10 protein-coding genes and 6 pseudogenes are annotated in these 13,547 nt (G+C 56.3%); 6 read left to right on the forward strand and 10 right to left on the reverse strand.

What is annotated here, in order from left to right; all coding sequences use genetic code 11:
* The first annotated feature begins 26 nt into the window (after positions 1-26).
* The 3 genes from NF78_RS14640 (at position 27) to NF78_RS14650 (ending at position 2,349) form a co-directional block, all read left to right on the forward strand.
* A complete protein-coding gene (locus NF78_RS14640; protein WP_035987469.1) occupies positions 27-767 on the forward strand; it encodes a metal ABC transporter ATP-binding protein in 741 nt (246 codons plus the stop codon).
* Complete coding sequence (locus NF78_RS14645; RefSeq protein WP_052050487.1) at positions 757-1,668, forward strand: metal ABC transporter permease; 912 nt, start codon at positions 757-759, stop codon at positions 1,666-1,668. The genes NF78_RS14640 and NF78_RS14645 overlap by 11 nt, the downstream gene beginning before the upstream one ends.
* Before the next feature lie 96 nt (positions 1,669-1,764).
* Positions 1,765-2,349: a Uma2 family endonuclease gene (locus tag NF78_RS14650; RefSeq protein WP_035987471.1), complete on the forward strand. Its 585-nt coding sequence runs from the start codon at positions 1,765-1,767 to the stop codon at positions 2,347-2,349.
* A gap of 6 nt (positions 2,350-2,355) precedes the next feature.
* Here NF78_RS14650 and NF78_RS14655 read toward each other — a convergent pair whose 3' ends face one another.
* Complete coding sequence (locus tag NF78_RS14655; protein WP_035987472.1) at positions 2,356-4,266, reverse strand: fumarate reductase/succinate dehydrogenase flavoprotein subunit; 1,911 nt, start codon at positions 4,264-4,266, stop codon at positions 2,356-2,358.
* Positions 4,267-5,024: 758 nt separating this feature from the next.
* Between NF78_RS14655 and NF78_RS29495 the strand changes: the two are divergent.
* Positions 5,025-5,669: pseudogene (locus NF78_RS29495) on the forward strand (reverse transcriptase domain-containing protein); the annotation flags it as partial.
* A gap of 25 nt (positions 5,670-5,694) precedes the next feature.
* On the opposite strand, the gene NF78_RS14660 reads toward NF78_RS29495, so the two are convergent.
* From NF78_RS14660 to folE, 4 genes and pseudogenes are all read right to left on the reverse strand, one after another.
* Positions 5,695-6,411 (reverse strand): ArnT family glycosyltransferase, encoded by a 717-nt coding sequence (locus NF78_RS14660; RefSeq protein WP_052049551.1) that lies wholly within the window; start codon positions 6,409-6,411, stop codon positions 5,695-5,697.
* Positions 6,404-7,216, reverse strand: a pseudogene (locus tag NF78_RS33260) (translation initiation factor IF-2); the annotation flags it as partial. The pseudogene NF78_RS33260 and the gene NF78_RS14660, both read right to left, overlap by 8 nt.
* Positions 7,217-7,253: 37 nt before the next feature.
* Positions 7,254-7,364: pseudogene (locus NF78_RS29505) on the reverse strand (triose-phosphate isomerase); the annotation flags it as partial.
* A pseudogene (gene folE / locus NF78_RS14670) lies at positions 7,360-7,866 on the reverse strand (GTP cyclohydrolase I FolE); the annotation flags it as partial. The pseudogenes folE and NF78_RS29505, both read right to left, overlap by 5 nt.
* A gap of 3 nt (positions 7,867-7,869) precedes the next feature.
* On the opposite strand from folE, the gene NF78_RS14675 reads away from it, so the two are divergent.
* Positions 7,870-8,403 carry a group II intron maturase-specific domain-containing protein gene (locus NF78_RS14675; protein WP_052050490.1) on the forward strand — a complete coding sequence of 178 codons (534 nt, stop codon included), beginning with the start codon at positions 7,870-7,872 and terminating at the stop codon, positions 8,401-8,403.
* 77 nt (positions 8,404-8,480) lie between these two features.
* Here NF78_RS14675 and NF78_RS31180 read toward each other — a convergent pair whose 3' ends face one another.
* Positions 8,481-9,089: a hypothetical protein gene (locus NF78_RS31180; RefSeq protein ID WP_156119769.1), complete on the reverse strand. Its 609-nt coding sequence runs from the start codon at positions 9,087-9,089 to the stop codon at positions 8,481-8,483.
* Between the two features lie 94 nt (positions 9,090-9,183).
* Positions 9,184-9,600, reverse strand: coding sequence for a protein adenylyltransferase SelO family protein (locus NF78_RS14680; RefSeq protein WP_035987476.1), 417 nt, complete (start codon positions 9,598-9,600; stop codon positions 9,184-9,186).
* 153 nt (positions 9,601-9,753) lie between these two features.
* Between NF78_RS14680 and NF78_RS28310 the strand changes: the two are divergent.
* Positions 9,754-10,200, forward strand: a pseudogene (locus NF78_RS28310) (adenylyltransferase/cytidyltransferase family protein); the annotation flags it as partial.
* Here the strand turns inward: NF78_RS28310 and tnpC are convergent.
* From tnpC to NF78_RS29520, 3 genes and pseudogenes are all read right to left on the reverse strand, one after another.
* Positions 10,158-11,204 (reverse strand): annotated as a pseudogene (gene tnpC / locus NF78_RS33500) (IS66 family transposase); the annotation flags it as partial. The pseudogenes NF78_RS28310 and tnpC sit on opposite strands and share 43 nt — an antisense overlap.
* 35 nt (positions 11,205-11,239) lie before the next feature.
* Complete coding sequence (locus tag NF78_RS31185) at positions 11,240-11,812, reverse strand: hypothetical protein (RefSeq protein ID WP_156119770.1); 573 nt, start codon at positions 11,810-11,812, stop codon at positions 11,240-11,242.
* Positions 11,805-13,064 carry a DNA cytosine methyltransferase gene (locus tag NF78_RS29520; protein ID WP_225885299.1) on the reverse strand — a complete coding sequence of 420 codons (1,260 nt, stop codon included), beginning with the start codon at positions 13,062-13,064 and terminating at the stop codon, positions 11,805-11,807. The genes NF78_RS31185 and NF78_RS29520 overlap by 8 nt, the downstream gene beginning before the upstream one ends.
* Positions 13,065-13,547 lie beyond the last annotated feature (483 nt).

Below are 13,547 nucleotides of genomic sequence, written 5' to 3' on the forward strand. Positions count from 1 at the left end.
CCTTAGACTGCGCTGGAACTACTGTTATGGCGATCGCTTCCAAACTCATCGTTGATCACCTCAGCGTTAACTACCGCGACGTGCAGGCGTTGCGGAACGTGAACCTCACCCTGCGCCCCGGCAAACTGGTGGGTATTTTTGGCCCCAACGGCGCGGGCAAGAGCACTTTGATTAAGGCCATGCTGGGGCTGATGCCGGTGGTGACCGGCCAGGTGAGCTATGGCAATGCCCCCCTGGCCCACCAGCGCGATCGCGTGGCTTACGTGCCCCAGCGATCGCAGATCGACTGGACTTTTCCCGCCACCGTGTGGGACGTGGTGATGATGGGCCGGGTGAAGAAAACCGGCTGGTTCAACCGCTTTTCGGCCACCAGCCGCCAGGTGGCGACGGCGGCCCTGGAGCGGGTGGACATGCTGGCGTTTCGCGATCGCCCCATTGGTGCCCTTTCGGGCGGGCAGCAGCAGCGGGTGTTTCTGGCCCGCGCCCTGGCCCAGGAGGCCGACATCTTTTGCTTTGACGAACCCTTTGTCGGGGTCGATCAAAAAACCGAGGCGGTGCTGTTCCGCATTTTTCGAGAGCTGGCCCAGGCGGGCAACATTGTCCTGGTGATCAACCACGACCTGGGCGAGTCCATCACCAACTTTGATCAGCTCATTTTGCTCAACAAAGAAGTGATCGCCGCTGGCCCCCGCGACTGGGTGCTCACCCGCGACAACATGACCCGCGCCTACGGCGGCCACGTGGGTTTCTTTGGCCATGCTGCTTAATCTGGCGGTGTTGAACTGGTTCTTTGAACCCCTGCAGTTTGCCTTTATGCAGCGATCGCTGGCGGTCGCCGTGATGGTGGGCATCATCTGCTCGGTGGTGGGCAGCTACCTGATGGTGCAGCGGCTGGCCCTGCTGGGGGATGCAATCAGCCACTCGGTGCTGCCGGGGCTGGCGATCGCCTTTTGGCTGGGGATCAATATCTTTGTGGGGGCCTTTATCGCCGGGGTGATCAGCACGGTGATCATCGGCTGGATCCACACGCGATCGCCGATCAAGGAAGACGCCGCCATGGGCATTGTCTTCTCGGCCTTCTTTGCCCTGGGCATCACGCTAATCACCACCATCCAGCGCGACAACAAAATTGACCTCAACCACTTTCTGTTTGGCAACATTTTGGGTGTAACCCCTGGCGATGTGCGCGATACGGCCATCATTGCCGCCCTGGTGCTGGTGACGGTTTTCCTGCTCTACAAAGAGCTGCTGTTCTACAGTTTTGACCCCCTTGGGGCCCAGGCGGGCGGCCTGCCTACCGGAATGCTCAACGCCGGGCTGATGGTGCTGATTGCCCTGACGGTGGTGGCCAGCATGAAGGTGGTGGGGGTGATTCTGGTGCTGTCGCTGCTGATTGCACCGGGGGCGACGGCCTACCTGCTGGTGCCGCGCCTGCACCAGGTGATGGTGCTGGGAGCGGGGATTGGCGTGTTTTCCAGCGTCAGCGGCATGTACCTGAGCTACTACGTCAACCTGTCCTCGGGCCCGGCCATTGTGCTGGTGGTGTCGGCCCTGTTTGCCCTCGCCTTCTTGTTCAGCCCCCGCCACGGGGTGCTGGTGGGGCCGGGGCGAGGGCGATCGTGGCAGCAGCTACAGGCTCTACTGCGTTTCAAAGGCTCCCGCCCGTAGCGGCTCTCGCCCATCGGCAACACTCAGCCTCAACGACTTAGAATAGACTCATTTCTGCATAGCTCGCTGTGCTCTCACTCATCAGCCCGCAACGTTATGGTTCAGCTCAAACAACGCTTTCAGAGCTTTGAGGACTACCTGGCCTACGACGACGGGACAGAAAATCTCTATGAGCTATTCAATGGAGAACTGATTGAGGTGCCGCCAGAATCTGGTTTTAACGTTGAAATTGCAACTTTACTGCTAATTCAGTTAGCTCGCCTCGTTGACTACCGTAGAATAAGAGGGCACGGCTTGGAGCTGGAAGTGCGTGGTGAACCCCGCAATCGCTATCCAGACCTAACTATCATTCATGAAGAGCAAGTTGATTCGCTGAGGCGACGCAACACAATACGAATTTTGATGGGGCCGCCGATGCTGGTGGTTGAGATTGTCAGCCCAGGAGAAGTGCAGCGCAACCGAGACTACATCGCCAAGCGCCATCAGTACCAAGACCTGGGCGTGCCTGAATACTGGATCGTGGATCCCCAAGAGGCCACGGTTCTGGTGCTGGAGCTGAGGGATGGGGTGTATGGGGAAGCGGCGACGTGTTGCGGAGAGGATGAACTGCGATCGCTCCAGCTTGGCCCCCTCAACGTGACGGCTCAAGACCTGTTTGATATCGCTGCTCCAGAACAATAGACGCCGTTACTTGTAGCTGCGCTGGGTGAGCTGCACATTCTCAAATTCGAGATTTTCGCGGTGTAGCTGGGGGGTGCGTCCCTCGCCCCGATACTCCCAGGCCGCCACAAAGGCAAAGTGCTCGTCGTCGCGCTTGGCCTCGCCGTCGGGGGTCTGGTACTCTTCGCGAAAGTGCCCGCCGCAGGACTCTTCCCGTTGCAGAGCGTCCCGCGCCATCAGTTCTGCCAGCTCCATAAAGTCGGCGACGCGCCCGGCAAACTCCAGGTTTTTGTTCAGGGTGTTGGCCTCGCCAGGCAGCTTCAGGTTTTGCCAGAATTCGGCCCGCAGGTCTTGAATTTGGGCGATCGCGCTCTCCAGCCCCTCCCGATTGCGCGCCATACCCACCTGATCCCACACAATGCGGCCTAGCTCCCGGTGGAACGCCATCACTGTCTTGTCGCCGTTAATGCTCAGCAGCTTGGCAATGCGGGCCTGGGCGCTGGCCTCGGCCTCCCCAAAGGCGTCGTCGGTGGTCGATACCGCTGGCAACGACTGCCCCGCAATATAGTCCCCCAGGGTGTAGGGAATCACGAAGTAGCCATCCGCCAGGCCCTGCATCAGGGCGCTGGCCCCCAGCCGGTTGGCCCCGTGGTCGGAGAAGTTGGCCTCCCCCAGCACAAACAAGCCCGGAATCGTGCTCATCAGGTGGTAGTCCACCCACAGGCCGCCCATGGTGTAGTGGACGGCGGGGTAGATGCGCATGGGGGTTTCGTAGGGGTTTTCTCCTGAAATCCGCTGGTACATGTCGAACAGGTTGCCGTAGCGGGCGGCGATGGTGTTGCGGCCCTGGGCGGCGATCGCATCGCGAAAATCCAGGTACACCGCCAGCCCCGTTTCGCCTACGCCGCGCCCCTCATCGGTCATGGCCTTGGCATTGCGCGAGGCCACATCCCTGGGGACCAGGTTGCCAAAGGCGGGGTAGCGAGTCTCCAGGTAGTAGTCGCGATCGCTCTCTGGAATATCCCTGGGGTCTCGGGTATCCCCCGGCTGCAGCGGCACCCACACCCGCCCGTCGTTGCGCAGGCCCTCGCTCATCAGCGTGAGTTTTGACTGGTAATCCCCCGACACCGGAATGCAGGTGGGGTGAATCTGCGTGTAGCAGGGGTTGGCAAAGAGCGCCCCCCGCCGATGGCAGCGCCAGGCCGCCGTCACGTTGGAGTTCTTGGCATTGGTGGAGAGATAGTAGACATTGCTGTAGCCTCCGGTGCACAGCAGCACCGCATCCCCGGCGTAGCGCTCCAGCTCCCCCGTCACCAGGTTACGCACCATAATGCCCCGCGCTTTGCCGTCCACCACCACCAGCTCCAGCATTTCGCGGCGAACGTAGACCTCAATCTTCCCGGCCTGCACCATCCGCATCATGGCGCTGTAGGCCCCGAGGAGCAACTGCTGCCCGGTCTGCCCTTTGGCATAGAAGGTGCGCGACACCTGCGCCCCGCCAAAGGAGCGGTTGTCGAGCAGGCCGCCGTACTCCCGCGCAAAGGGCACCCCCTGGGCCACGCACTGGTCAATAATGCCGCTGCTGATCTCCGCCAGACGGTGCACGTTGGCCTCCCGAGCCCGGTAGTCGCCGCCCTTGATGGTGTCGTAGAACAGTCGCCACACGCTGTCGCCGTCGTTGGGGTAGTTTTTGGTGGCGTTGATGCCCCCCTGGGCGGCAATGCTGTGGGCACGACGGGGGGAGTCCTGGATGCAGAAGCTTTTGACGGTGTAGCCCAACTCCGCCAGGGTGGCCGCCGCCGAGGCCCCCGCCAAGCCGGTGCCGACTACCAGAACGGTGTGCCGGGTCTTGTTTTTGGGGCTGACCAGGCGGCAGTGCTCTTTGAAATGGCTCCACTTCTGATGGAGGGGACCGGCGGGTGTGCGGGAATCGAGCATGGCGGGTAAGGTAAAGGCGGTGCGGCGTGTGCCCCTATTCTAGACCTGTCGCCTGGTTCGCGCTGGGTAGATGCTTAACGGTGAAGTTGTGCGGAGGCAGACAACCTTGAACTCTCACCGCTAGGCTCTGCTCCGCCCGCACCAACGTAGTGTGTACGCCCAGCATGGGCGTGAACTAATGGGGTGAAAGTCCCCTGTGGGAGAACCAGCCATCCAAATGCTCGCAAGTCATAGGAGCCGAGAGATGGACAACCACTAGCTAAAGGCAAGGGCGTTTCCGCGAGGGAGGGTCTGGAGGAAGCCAGCGGCAAAGGTGCGAGCCGACGAACAGAAACGTCATAGAAGGCCGAGTTTCTGGGGCGAGTTGGCACAACACAACGAAGCCTTTTGGTTCAGGGGATACGGTAAATGACGCGGTTGCGCATCGACAGTTCACGGTCTTATCTGGGGAGGTCTGCCCTTTTGGCAGTCCTTGAGGCTAGGGGAGTCTGATTGAGGTCTGGCCGGAAACGGCCGGGTAGCCACAGAACCCTAAGGCATTGAGGACGGCCCAACGATTGGCAACAAACGTTGAAGGGGGCAGAAGTCAGCCGAGGTCATAGTAGTCAAACGCTGGCCTGTAATGGGCCAGATAGGGCGAAGGGCCGAACTTAACCAAGAAAGGAGGAGCCATGACAAACTCAGCCGTTTTGATGAACCCGAATGGGGGAGAAGCGGACTGGCGTAGACCCATGCAGCCAGCCTTAGAGACGAATTTGATGGAGCGAGTCCTCGACTCAGAGAACCTGCACCGAGCGTGGAAGCAAGTGAAGTCCAATCAAGGTGCCCCCGGCATAGACGGGATGGTGCTGGACGACTTTGCGGCCTACGCCCGACTTCACTGGGGAGAGATTCGCCAAACCTTACGAGATGGACGCTACCGCCCTGCTCCGGTGCGACGGGTCGTCATCCCCAAGCCAGGGGGCAAGGGAGAGCGGCTGTTGGGAGTTCCAACAGTCCTAGACCGGGTGATCCAGCAAGCCATCTCACAGGTGCTGACGCCACTGTTTGAGCCGGAGTTTTCCGAGTTCAGCTTTGGGTGTCGTCCCAACCGCAGTGCCCACGGCGCGATTAAACAGGTGAAGGCATACGTCAAGGAAGGCTATCGGGTGGTGGTGGATTTGGACTTGGAAAAGTTCTTTGACACCGTAAACCACGATGTCCTAATGGCAAGAGTCGCCCGCAAAGTGCGGGATAAGACCCTGCTAGCCTTGATAGGCCGATACCTGCGAGCCGGGGTCATGGTCGAGGGGGTAGTACAGGCCCCAGAGTGGGGGACACCGCAAGGGTCGCCCCTGTCGCCGCTGCTCGCCAACATCCTGTTGGATGACCTCGACCAAGAGTTGGAACGCCGGGGCCACCGCTTTACCCGCTATGTGGACGATGTGGTCATTTTGGGTAAAAGCGAAAGGAAAAAAAGTCGTGCTGGATATTCCAGATCAAGATCGGCGAGAGCACCAGCAGGAGCAGCCCCAGGGCCAGGTAGAGGCGGCGATCGCGCAGCAGCGACCGCCGCGTTTTGTCGCTCACCACCAGGGCAAAAAAGCCCAGCCCCACGAAGAGCGCATTGTACTTGCACAGGCCGGCCAGGCCCAGAAATAGAGCGGCACCGTATAGGTCTCTGCCGCTCCCAGCCGGATTGGTTACTGCTTCATCCACGTAGCGCACAAACAAAAAGCTGCTGATCACCGCAAAGGTGACCAGCCAGTGGTCGTGCCAGGCCAGGCCCAGGTACCAGAAAAACAGCGGCGATGACAGGCCCAGCAGCACCACCAGCCAGAGGCGATCGCGGGCCTGGTCGCCGTAGAGATAGCGGCAGATGCGGTAGAAAGTAAGCCCCAGTATGCCGCTGCTGATGGCGTTGGGCAGCCGCAGTACCAGAGGCGATCGGCCCAGGACCGAAAACAGCCCCTGCACCCAGGCGTGAAACGGCGGATGGTCGTAGTAGGAAAAGCCCGGACGCTGCCCCCACAGCCAGTAGTAGGCTTCGTCGGGGTTGGGGAAAGCCGTCAGCCAAAAGCCGATTCTCAGGGCCAAAAAGCCCAGCAAAAACCAGCGTCCCCAGTGCCAGACCGGGGACTGAAAGAGAGGCCAGCGCTTACTCATCGGGGGACTCTAGGGCGCTGGGGTCGATGTCGTCTAGCTCGGGAATGTCGCCCAGGTCAAGGGAACTGGGGGTCTCAGCCGGTTCCATTACCTCGGCATCGAAGGGCAGAATGACCGTGGGCAGCCCCGCCCCCTGCAACCCCTGAAGAATGTGCCCTGGCGTTTCGGGAAACACCACAAACAGCGGGTGGCTTTTGTCGGTGCCGTCGCTGAGCAGGTGCTGGTACTTTTGGGGCAGCAGCCACTCGTAGCCGCGATCGATCAAAATCTGCGTGTGCCGCCAGCGCATCAGCAAATCCGAAAAATCTTCCTGGGGCCGGTGGATGTAGACAAAGATCTCGACCCCCAGGGTGCCGTTCTGGATCAGCAGGGTGGCCACAGGACCGCGGGCTTTGTCGAGGTTGGCCTCGATTACGGTACCGCGGGCGGGGCGATCGGGGTTGGCCTGAAGGTCTTCGACCTCGGCCACGAGAACGATCATCTCCAGCAGGCTGTCGAGGTTGTCACCCGCTAGAGCGCTGACCGGCACCATGATGGTGTCGCCACCCCATTCCTCGGGCACCAGCCCGTGTTCCATTAGCTCCTGCTTGACGCGATCGGGGTTGGCGGTCTCCTTGTCGACCTTGTTGATGGCGACAATCAGCGGCACCTCGGCAGCCTTGGCGTGGCTGATCGCCTCAATGGTTTGGGGTCGCACGCCGTCGTCTGCCGCCACCACCAGAATGGCGATGTCGGTAACCCGCGTACCCCGCGCCCGCATGGCGGTAAAGGCCTCGTGACCAGGGGTATCCAGGAAGACGATCTGATGCCTTTAGAAACGGGGGTAGACCGTCAACCCCAAATTACTGAAAGTTGACAATGCGAGCAAAACTGTCGGCTTCCAGGCTGGCTCCCCCCACCAGGGCCCCGTCGATTTCGGGCTGGGCCATCAGTTCATCGACGTTGCTGGGCTTCGACTACGACGGCGACGCCCTGGGGTTGCAGTAAACCCTGGAGGGCATCGGCGATCTGGGCGGTGAGGCGTTCTTGCACTTGCAGGCGGCGGGCGTACATTTCGCAGATGCGAGCCACCTTGGAGAGGCCGATCACCTTGCCGTTGGGGATGTAGGCCACGTGGGCACGACCCAGGATGGGCAAAATGTGGTGTTCGCAGGAGCTAAACAGGTCGATGTCGCGTACCAGCACCATTTCATTGGTGTTTTCGTGGAAAACAGCGCCGTTGAGTAATTCATCCAGGGATTGGTTGTAGCCGGAGGTGAGGAATTTGAGGGCCTTAACCACCCGTTTGGGGGTGTCGATCAGCCCTTCGCGATCGGGGTCTTCCCCCAGGCCAATCAGCAGAGTGCGCACTGCCTGCTGCATTTCGGCATCGGAAACGCGGGCCTGGGGCTGGGTAGAAAGAGCAGCGATCGCCTGGTCGGCGGAGATGTTCTTGGAAGGAAGTTGAGCGGTCATGGAATGAGACTCCTAATTGCGTGGAAAAACGGTAAACGGTCAGCGGTAAACGGGGTTTCAGGTTTCTTTACGTTCCAGGGAATCCGCATTGTTTGGTCTGAGCGAGCCTTCCAGGACCTCAAGTACCGCTTGCGGGGGTTAACCTCGCGGCGGTGGCGAGTGTCGATGGAGTATCGGCTGAAGCGGATTAGCCTCTATCTGCGGGGTTGGATGGGCTACTTTGGAATTTCCCAATTGTACGGGCCAATTCCCGAGTTAGATGGGTGGCTGAGGCGTCGAATCCGGATGTGCTACTGGAAACAGTGGCGTAGGCCGAGAACGCGCATTGGCAACCTGCTCAAACTGGGGACACCGAGACGACACGCCTTCTCGACGGGCTTAAGCCGGAAAGGATATTGGCGGTTGTCGCGGTCCTTAGCGACGCAGACGGGGATGACCAATGAGTGGTTAGCACAAGAGGGATTGCTCTCGATTCGCGACCTTTGGATGAACGCCCAGGGTTACGGTGAGAAGTCTATTACTTCGTCTAGCAGGTAGGTTGAGAACCGCCCATTGCGGAGCCGCACGATGGGTGGTGTGGGAGGGGGGATTCGTGAGGATTCTCCCTATCCCGATTAGCGTTTTCTTCCATTGAAGAGATAGCTATCTTGATCTTCAACGGAACCCCCTGTAGATGTCTCAAGAATAGATTCTAAGAAACCTTCTCCCATTTCTAGGGATTTTTGCTTGAAATGCTCGACAATAGTCTCTGTTACAACATCAATTGAGTATCCAGTGACCTGTGCAGCAGATAAAAATGCTTCCTGATAAAGCCTCAACAACAAGCTGGCACCATGATTTGAACCAGTCAATTGATAAAACGCAGCTTGTCCTACTAAAACTCGCACAGATGGAGCTGCTTTTTCAACACCTCTCTTTGAACGATGCCCAATGAGGGTGTTTCCTACTAGGGCGTCATAGAAAATGTCAGCGGAGTAGTGATCTGATAAAAACTGTAGTTGATCTCCTAGACGTTTTCCATCTCCACCTTTCGCAGAGCCCGTTTTACTTTTTATTTGATGAATTCTAAGACGTTCGCCTTGTTGTGTAGGAGGCTGAATTAGATCTGCACCTGGGAACGGATTAACAGAATAATCAAATGCTTCTTGGTCTTTCCCTCTTGGTTCAGGTACTCTAACATTACCTCGCATAAGCCCTAGAACATCTTCATGTAAGTGTCCCATCAACCCTTCAATAATCGTAAGCGTCCCTCATCGAACTTTCTAAGCTAGAGAGAGAGGCTGACCATGAGCCTCCAGAGAGTCCTCCTGCTCGGGCTCAAATTGAGGAAGTAAAGATGGCGAGTAAATCGTAGAAGGGCTGCCAGTTGTCCTCGGTGGTGATGGGCTCCCAGACTGCCTCAATTTCGGGACGCAGCAGCACCGTTTGCGGGTTGGTGCCCTTGAGCAATGCGGCCACTTGCTCCATTTGCTCGGCCTTGAGGCTTTGCAAGCAGCGGTGGTAGATTTGCCGCCACGGTTCGAGTTGGGCCGCTGCCGCCGAGTCCGAGGCTTGCAGGGTGGTGCTAAATATGTCACCGGCCTGCTCACGCCAGCGGGGGGAAAACTGCTCAGTGAGGGCAAAAAAGAAGTCGTGGTAGCCCACCTGGACGGCACTGAGCAGGTCGATCGTCTGATTGACCAGGGCGGTGGCCAGATCGGCGTCTAGCTGCTCAAATCCCAACTTCTGCAGCATGCGCTGCCGGTAGTAGGTCTCGTAGCGATCCTTGAAGGGTTCTCTGGAGCAGCCCGCCGCCTACCCCGTCGCCCTCTCCGATGCCCTAGCCGAGCTGACGGCGCGCACCCGTCGCGGCCCGCAGCCCCAGTCCCAGTCCTGAGGATGGCCGCCATGACCTCACCGGAACGTTCCACCGATCGCGCCACCGGGCTCCACGTTGCCCTGTTTGGCACCAGCGCCGACCCGCCCCATCGGGGACACGCAGCCATTTTGGCCTGGCTGGCCACCCAGTTTGACCACGTGGCGGTGTGGACGGCCAACAACCCGTTTAAAGCCCACCAGACCGACCTGGGCGATCGCTTTCGCATGCTGGAGCTGCTGATTGACGAGCTAGACGCCCCGCCCCAGCGGGTGCAGGTGCACCCCGAACTCAGCCACCGGCGCACCGTCGTCACCCTGGAGCGGGCGCGGCAAATTTGGCCGGGGGCCAGGTTTGCGCTGGTGGTCGGGGCCGACCTGTTAAAGCCAGCCCGCAAGGGTTTGACGAACTCGATAAAGTCGGAGCGTACCAAGGTGCCATCACGCACCCGGTGCCACCAGCGAAATAATCGCCGCTGCCGCCTCAGCAGCGCCTCGCCAATCTCACGCGAGACGCCGCTACGGTCTGCCATGGCGGTGAAGTCTCGCTTCAGATGCGCCCAGCACACCTGCCATCGGGTCACCTCAATCCACCGGTAGGCGCTGTAGCGGTCAGAGGTGACAATTCCTGAAAACTCTTCACCAATCAGGGCTTTAGCAGTCGCCTGTGACCGACTGAGCACCACCTCGAAAAAACTCACCAGCGGCGTCACCAGCACCCATAGCCAGCCTTTAGTGCGCTGGGGATTTCCCCCGTCTCGATTGCCTTGGGGGTAACTGGTTTCATCACTATGCATCACGGGTTGGCTCTGCACGTAGGCCTTGGCCTCCTCCACCGCCGGACTCACCGCGTCACTGATTTCTTGCCGCAAACGCCCGATGCCACCACGAGAGAGGCGCACCCCGAAGAGGTCGTCCATCACCGCACACACCTGCCGATAGCTCAGCCGGTACCCCCCACTCAGCAAGGCCACCATCGCCGTCAGTCGTTCACCATAGCCCAGGGCAGAGACCCCCGACGGCAGCTCGGCGCGGGTTACCGTGTCGCAGCACGGGCACCTCAGGCCATGCAATCGATACTCCACCACCTCGGGTTTAACCGGTGGCACTTCTATCACTTGATGGCGGTGAGGATGAGAATCGTGGCCTGATAAGCTAGCTCCACAGGCGTCGCAGGCCGGGGGAATCACCTCATGGACGGCTCGACAATCTTCGGCGGGATATAGTTTTCGAGCTTCGCGAGGAGCAGTTTTCCCGCTCTGCTCTCGCGGGGCTTTCTTGCCTTTCCCTTTGGCTTTAACACCTTTGCCAAAGCCATCCGTTGACGGTGGTTTTGATGAATTCTGTGAATTCTGATTGACTTTCTCTTCCAACGCCATCAGCCGCTCACTCAGAACCCGCACTAACATTTGGATGCTAGCGGGGGTCGCTTCCCAGTCGGCCCTCGGAACTCGGATTCCAGCTATCTCGATCTCGTCGCTCATCGCTTCACCTTACCGGGACTCCTAGCCCAAAATCCCTAAGCCTTCGTTAAATTCCTGGGACGGTTACCAATAATCATTAAAGCTTTATGAGAAACTGTTGCTGAGATAGCACCATCAAATTCACCTTTATAAAGTAAATACTGTGTAGCGGCTAAAATAAAAGGATCTAATACATCCCCCCTATTTCGACCCACTTCAATATCAGACGCTTCTTGAGGAAAACTTTCAACAACTGTGATAATTTTATCTCGGACAAAGTTGACTGCCGAATCCGGATCAGCAAATGCCCTCAGCAGCATTGCTCTTGCGGCGAGAGATGCTGCTGTTCTCTGAACTGCCTGTGTTGGATAATCCTCCGAGTTAAGTAAATAGGTAAAAAAATCCACAAATTCTCCAAAGGATTTATCAGAGAATTCAGTGGGATCTTCCGAATCTAATAAAGCTGGAACTTCAATTTGAATCCTTAATTGTTCTAAGACTGTTCTTATGTAATTTCCTGCGCTAGTAAACACAGACCCAAAAGACTCATCTTGAGCTTCTAAAATTGCATTCTTAAAAACAGGCGTAAGATTATGAACAGGGCTAGTGTCTGGAAAAAATTTAACCATGTGTCAAGTTCAACGGCAGTTGTTGATACTCTGTTTTTTTTCTGTTGTTCTTAGCGTAGGATCTGAGCTTCTGTAATGACGTCTCAGTCATTACAGTTAAATCGTTCTTGGTAGGTTCATACTTTGGTTCTCCTTTCGAAACTGTATCTAATACCTTTTCCCCTAAAGCTTTTCCAAGAAGGACAGGTACAGCATTACCTATTTGCTGATACTGTTGATTCATTGAGCCTGATATGAACCAATCATCAGGAAATCCCTGAATCCTCATATATTCCTTGACTGACAGGGGACGAATCTTTTCAGGATGACATAGAGCTGTTCCTTTACGGTTGGCTTTTGTCGTTAGAGTTGGTGCGGGAAAATCCCACGATAGACGTCTCATGAACCCCGTTTTTCCACCTCCAGAGTGGAAAGATTGACCAAGAGCCTTTTTCTGCTCTTCAAGTGTGAGATCTCTCCAATTTCCACCAGGTGGCACTTTACGGAATAAGTTAGCAACGCTATCGGTATAAATAGAGTGTGATCCTGGATTATCGACTAAATCACCAATGGCTTCTCGTAGAGTAATGTGAGGTAAGGGAGCAAATTCGCCATGTGTAGGTTTTGGTAGACCGCATGCTCCTACATCTCTAAAACCAAGCATGCAAAATCGAATTCTTTTTTGTGGTGTTCCATAATCAGCTGCGTTAAGAATACCAAAAGTCAGTGAATACCGTAGGGAATGTAGCTCATCCAAAAGATATCTAAAAGCACTTCCTGACAATTCAGCTTCCTCTAGCTGAGCATTTCCGTCATCACTATGCTTGTTAAAATTACTACTATAACTTGCTAAATTCCACTGTTTTCCAGGTCTTAAGTTGATTGGCCGATGCTTTAATGCAGAAGTCAACAGGTTGCCTACATTTTCAAAAATAAAAGCTTGAGGTTTTAGTTGTTTGACAAACTTAAAATACTCGAAAATAAGATTTCCTCTAGGATCGCTTAAACCGCCTCTATTGCCACCACTAGAAAAGCTTTGGCAAGGTGGTCCACCAACGACGATAAAGGAAGAAGTTAGATTCAGGTCCTCAGCTACCGCCTGAGGATCGAGTTTGGAAATAGAATCTTGATAGATTCTGATATTTGGTCGGTTGGCCCTTATGGTTTCGCAACACCATTTATCTACTTCACAACATGCGGCAATTTCAATGCCGCAAGCCTCCAAACCAATATCAAGGCCCATTGCTCCGGAAAATAGAGATAACGCTTTCACAGAAATTGAAATTTTTTATAGGACCGCATGAGAATTATACAGTGTTGTGTAAGACCCATATCGTCTATTGAAGGGTACGAGAAGTCTGAGAAAGAGATGAAATCATAGGATCCTCTTCTAGAGTCTTCATTTTTTCATCAACATGCCATGAGAGGCGGCGGATAGACAGTGAGTCGTAAGCAATAAGAACGCTAACTTGTGTTTAGCCTGCATTTTGTCTCTGCACTCTGTATAACACCCCTGCTTAGGGCGATTAGGCGGACCCTAAGTTGAGTATCACCTCCAGGAGGGGGCGTTATGCTGAAAAAAGTCGTCATATCTCCCCAAAATGGGATGTTATGCAGATTTTTGTCCAGCTATCTCCCCCAAATCGGGTGTTATACAGATCTTTGTCTTGATAAATACCTCGTTGGGGGTGTTATGCCGATCTTGCTCCGCATAGTAGACCTTCTGTAGGGTGTTATGCCGACAGCTTCAGCAAAT

Source organism: Leptolyngbya sp. KIOST-1 (assembly GCF_000763385.1).
Classification (GTDB): Bacteria; Cyanobacteriota; Cyanobacteriia; order Phormidesmidales; family Phormidesmidaceae; genus Nodosilinea.

Coding starts and splice junctions, on each gene's coding strand:
- NF78_RS14650 (WP_035987471.1), top strand. CDS start 1,765: ATGGTTCAGCTCAAACAACGCTTTCAGAGCTTTGAGGACTACCTGGCC.
- NF78_RS14640 (WP_035987469.1), top strand. CDS start 27: ATGGCGATCGCTTCCAAACTCATCGTTGATCACCTCAGCGTTAACTAC.
- NF78_RS14655 (WP_035987472.1), bottom strand. CDS start 4,266: ATGCTCGATTCCCGCACACCCGCCGGTCCCCTCCATCAGAAGTGGAGC.
- NF78_RS14680 (WP_035987476.1), bottom strand. CDS start 9,600: ATGCTGCAGAAGTTGGGATTTGAGCAGCTAGACGCCGATCTGGCCACC.
- NF78_RS31185 (WP_156119770.1), bottom strand. CDS start 11,812: ATGGTTAAATTTTTTCCAGACACTAGCCCTGTTCATAATCTTACGCCT.
- NF78_RS14675 (WP_052050490.1), top strand. CDS start 7,870: ATGAGACTCCTAATTGCGTGGAAAAACGGTAAACGGTCAGCGGTAAAC.
- NF78_RS31180 (WP_156119769.1), bottom strand. CDS start 9,089: ATGGGACACTTACATGAAGATGTTCTAGGGCTTATGCGAGGTAATGTT.
- NF78_RS14660 (WP_052049551.1), bottom strand. CDS start 6,411: ATGAGTAAGCGCTGGCCTCTCTTTCAGTCCCCGGTCTGGCACTGGGGA.
- NF78_RS14645 (WP_052050487.1), top strand. CDS start 757: ATGCTGCTTAATCTGGCGGTGTTGAACTGGTTCTTTGAACCCCTGCAG.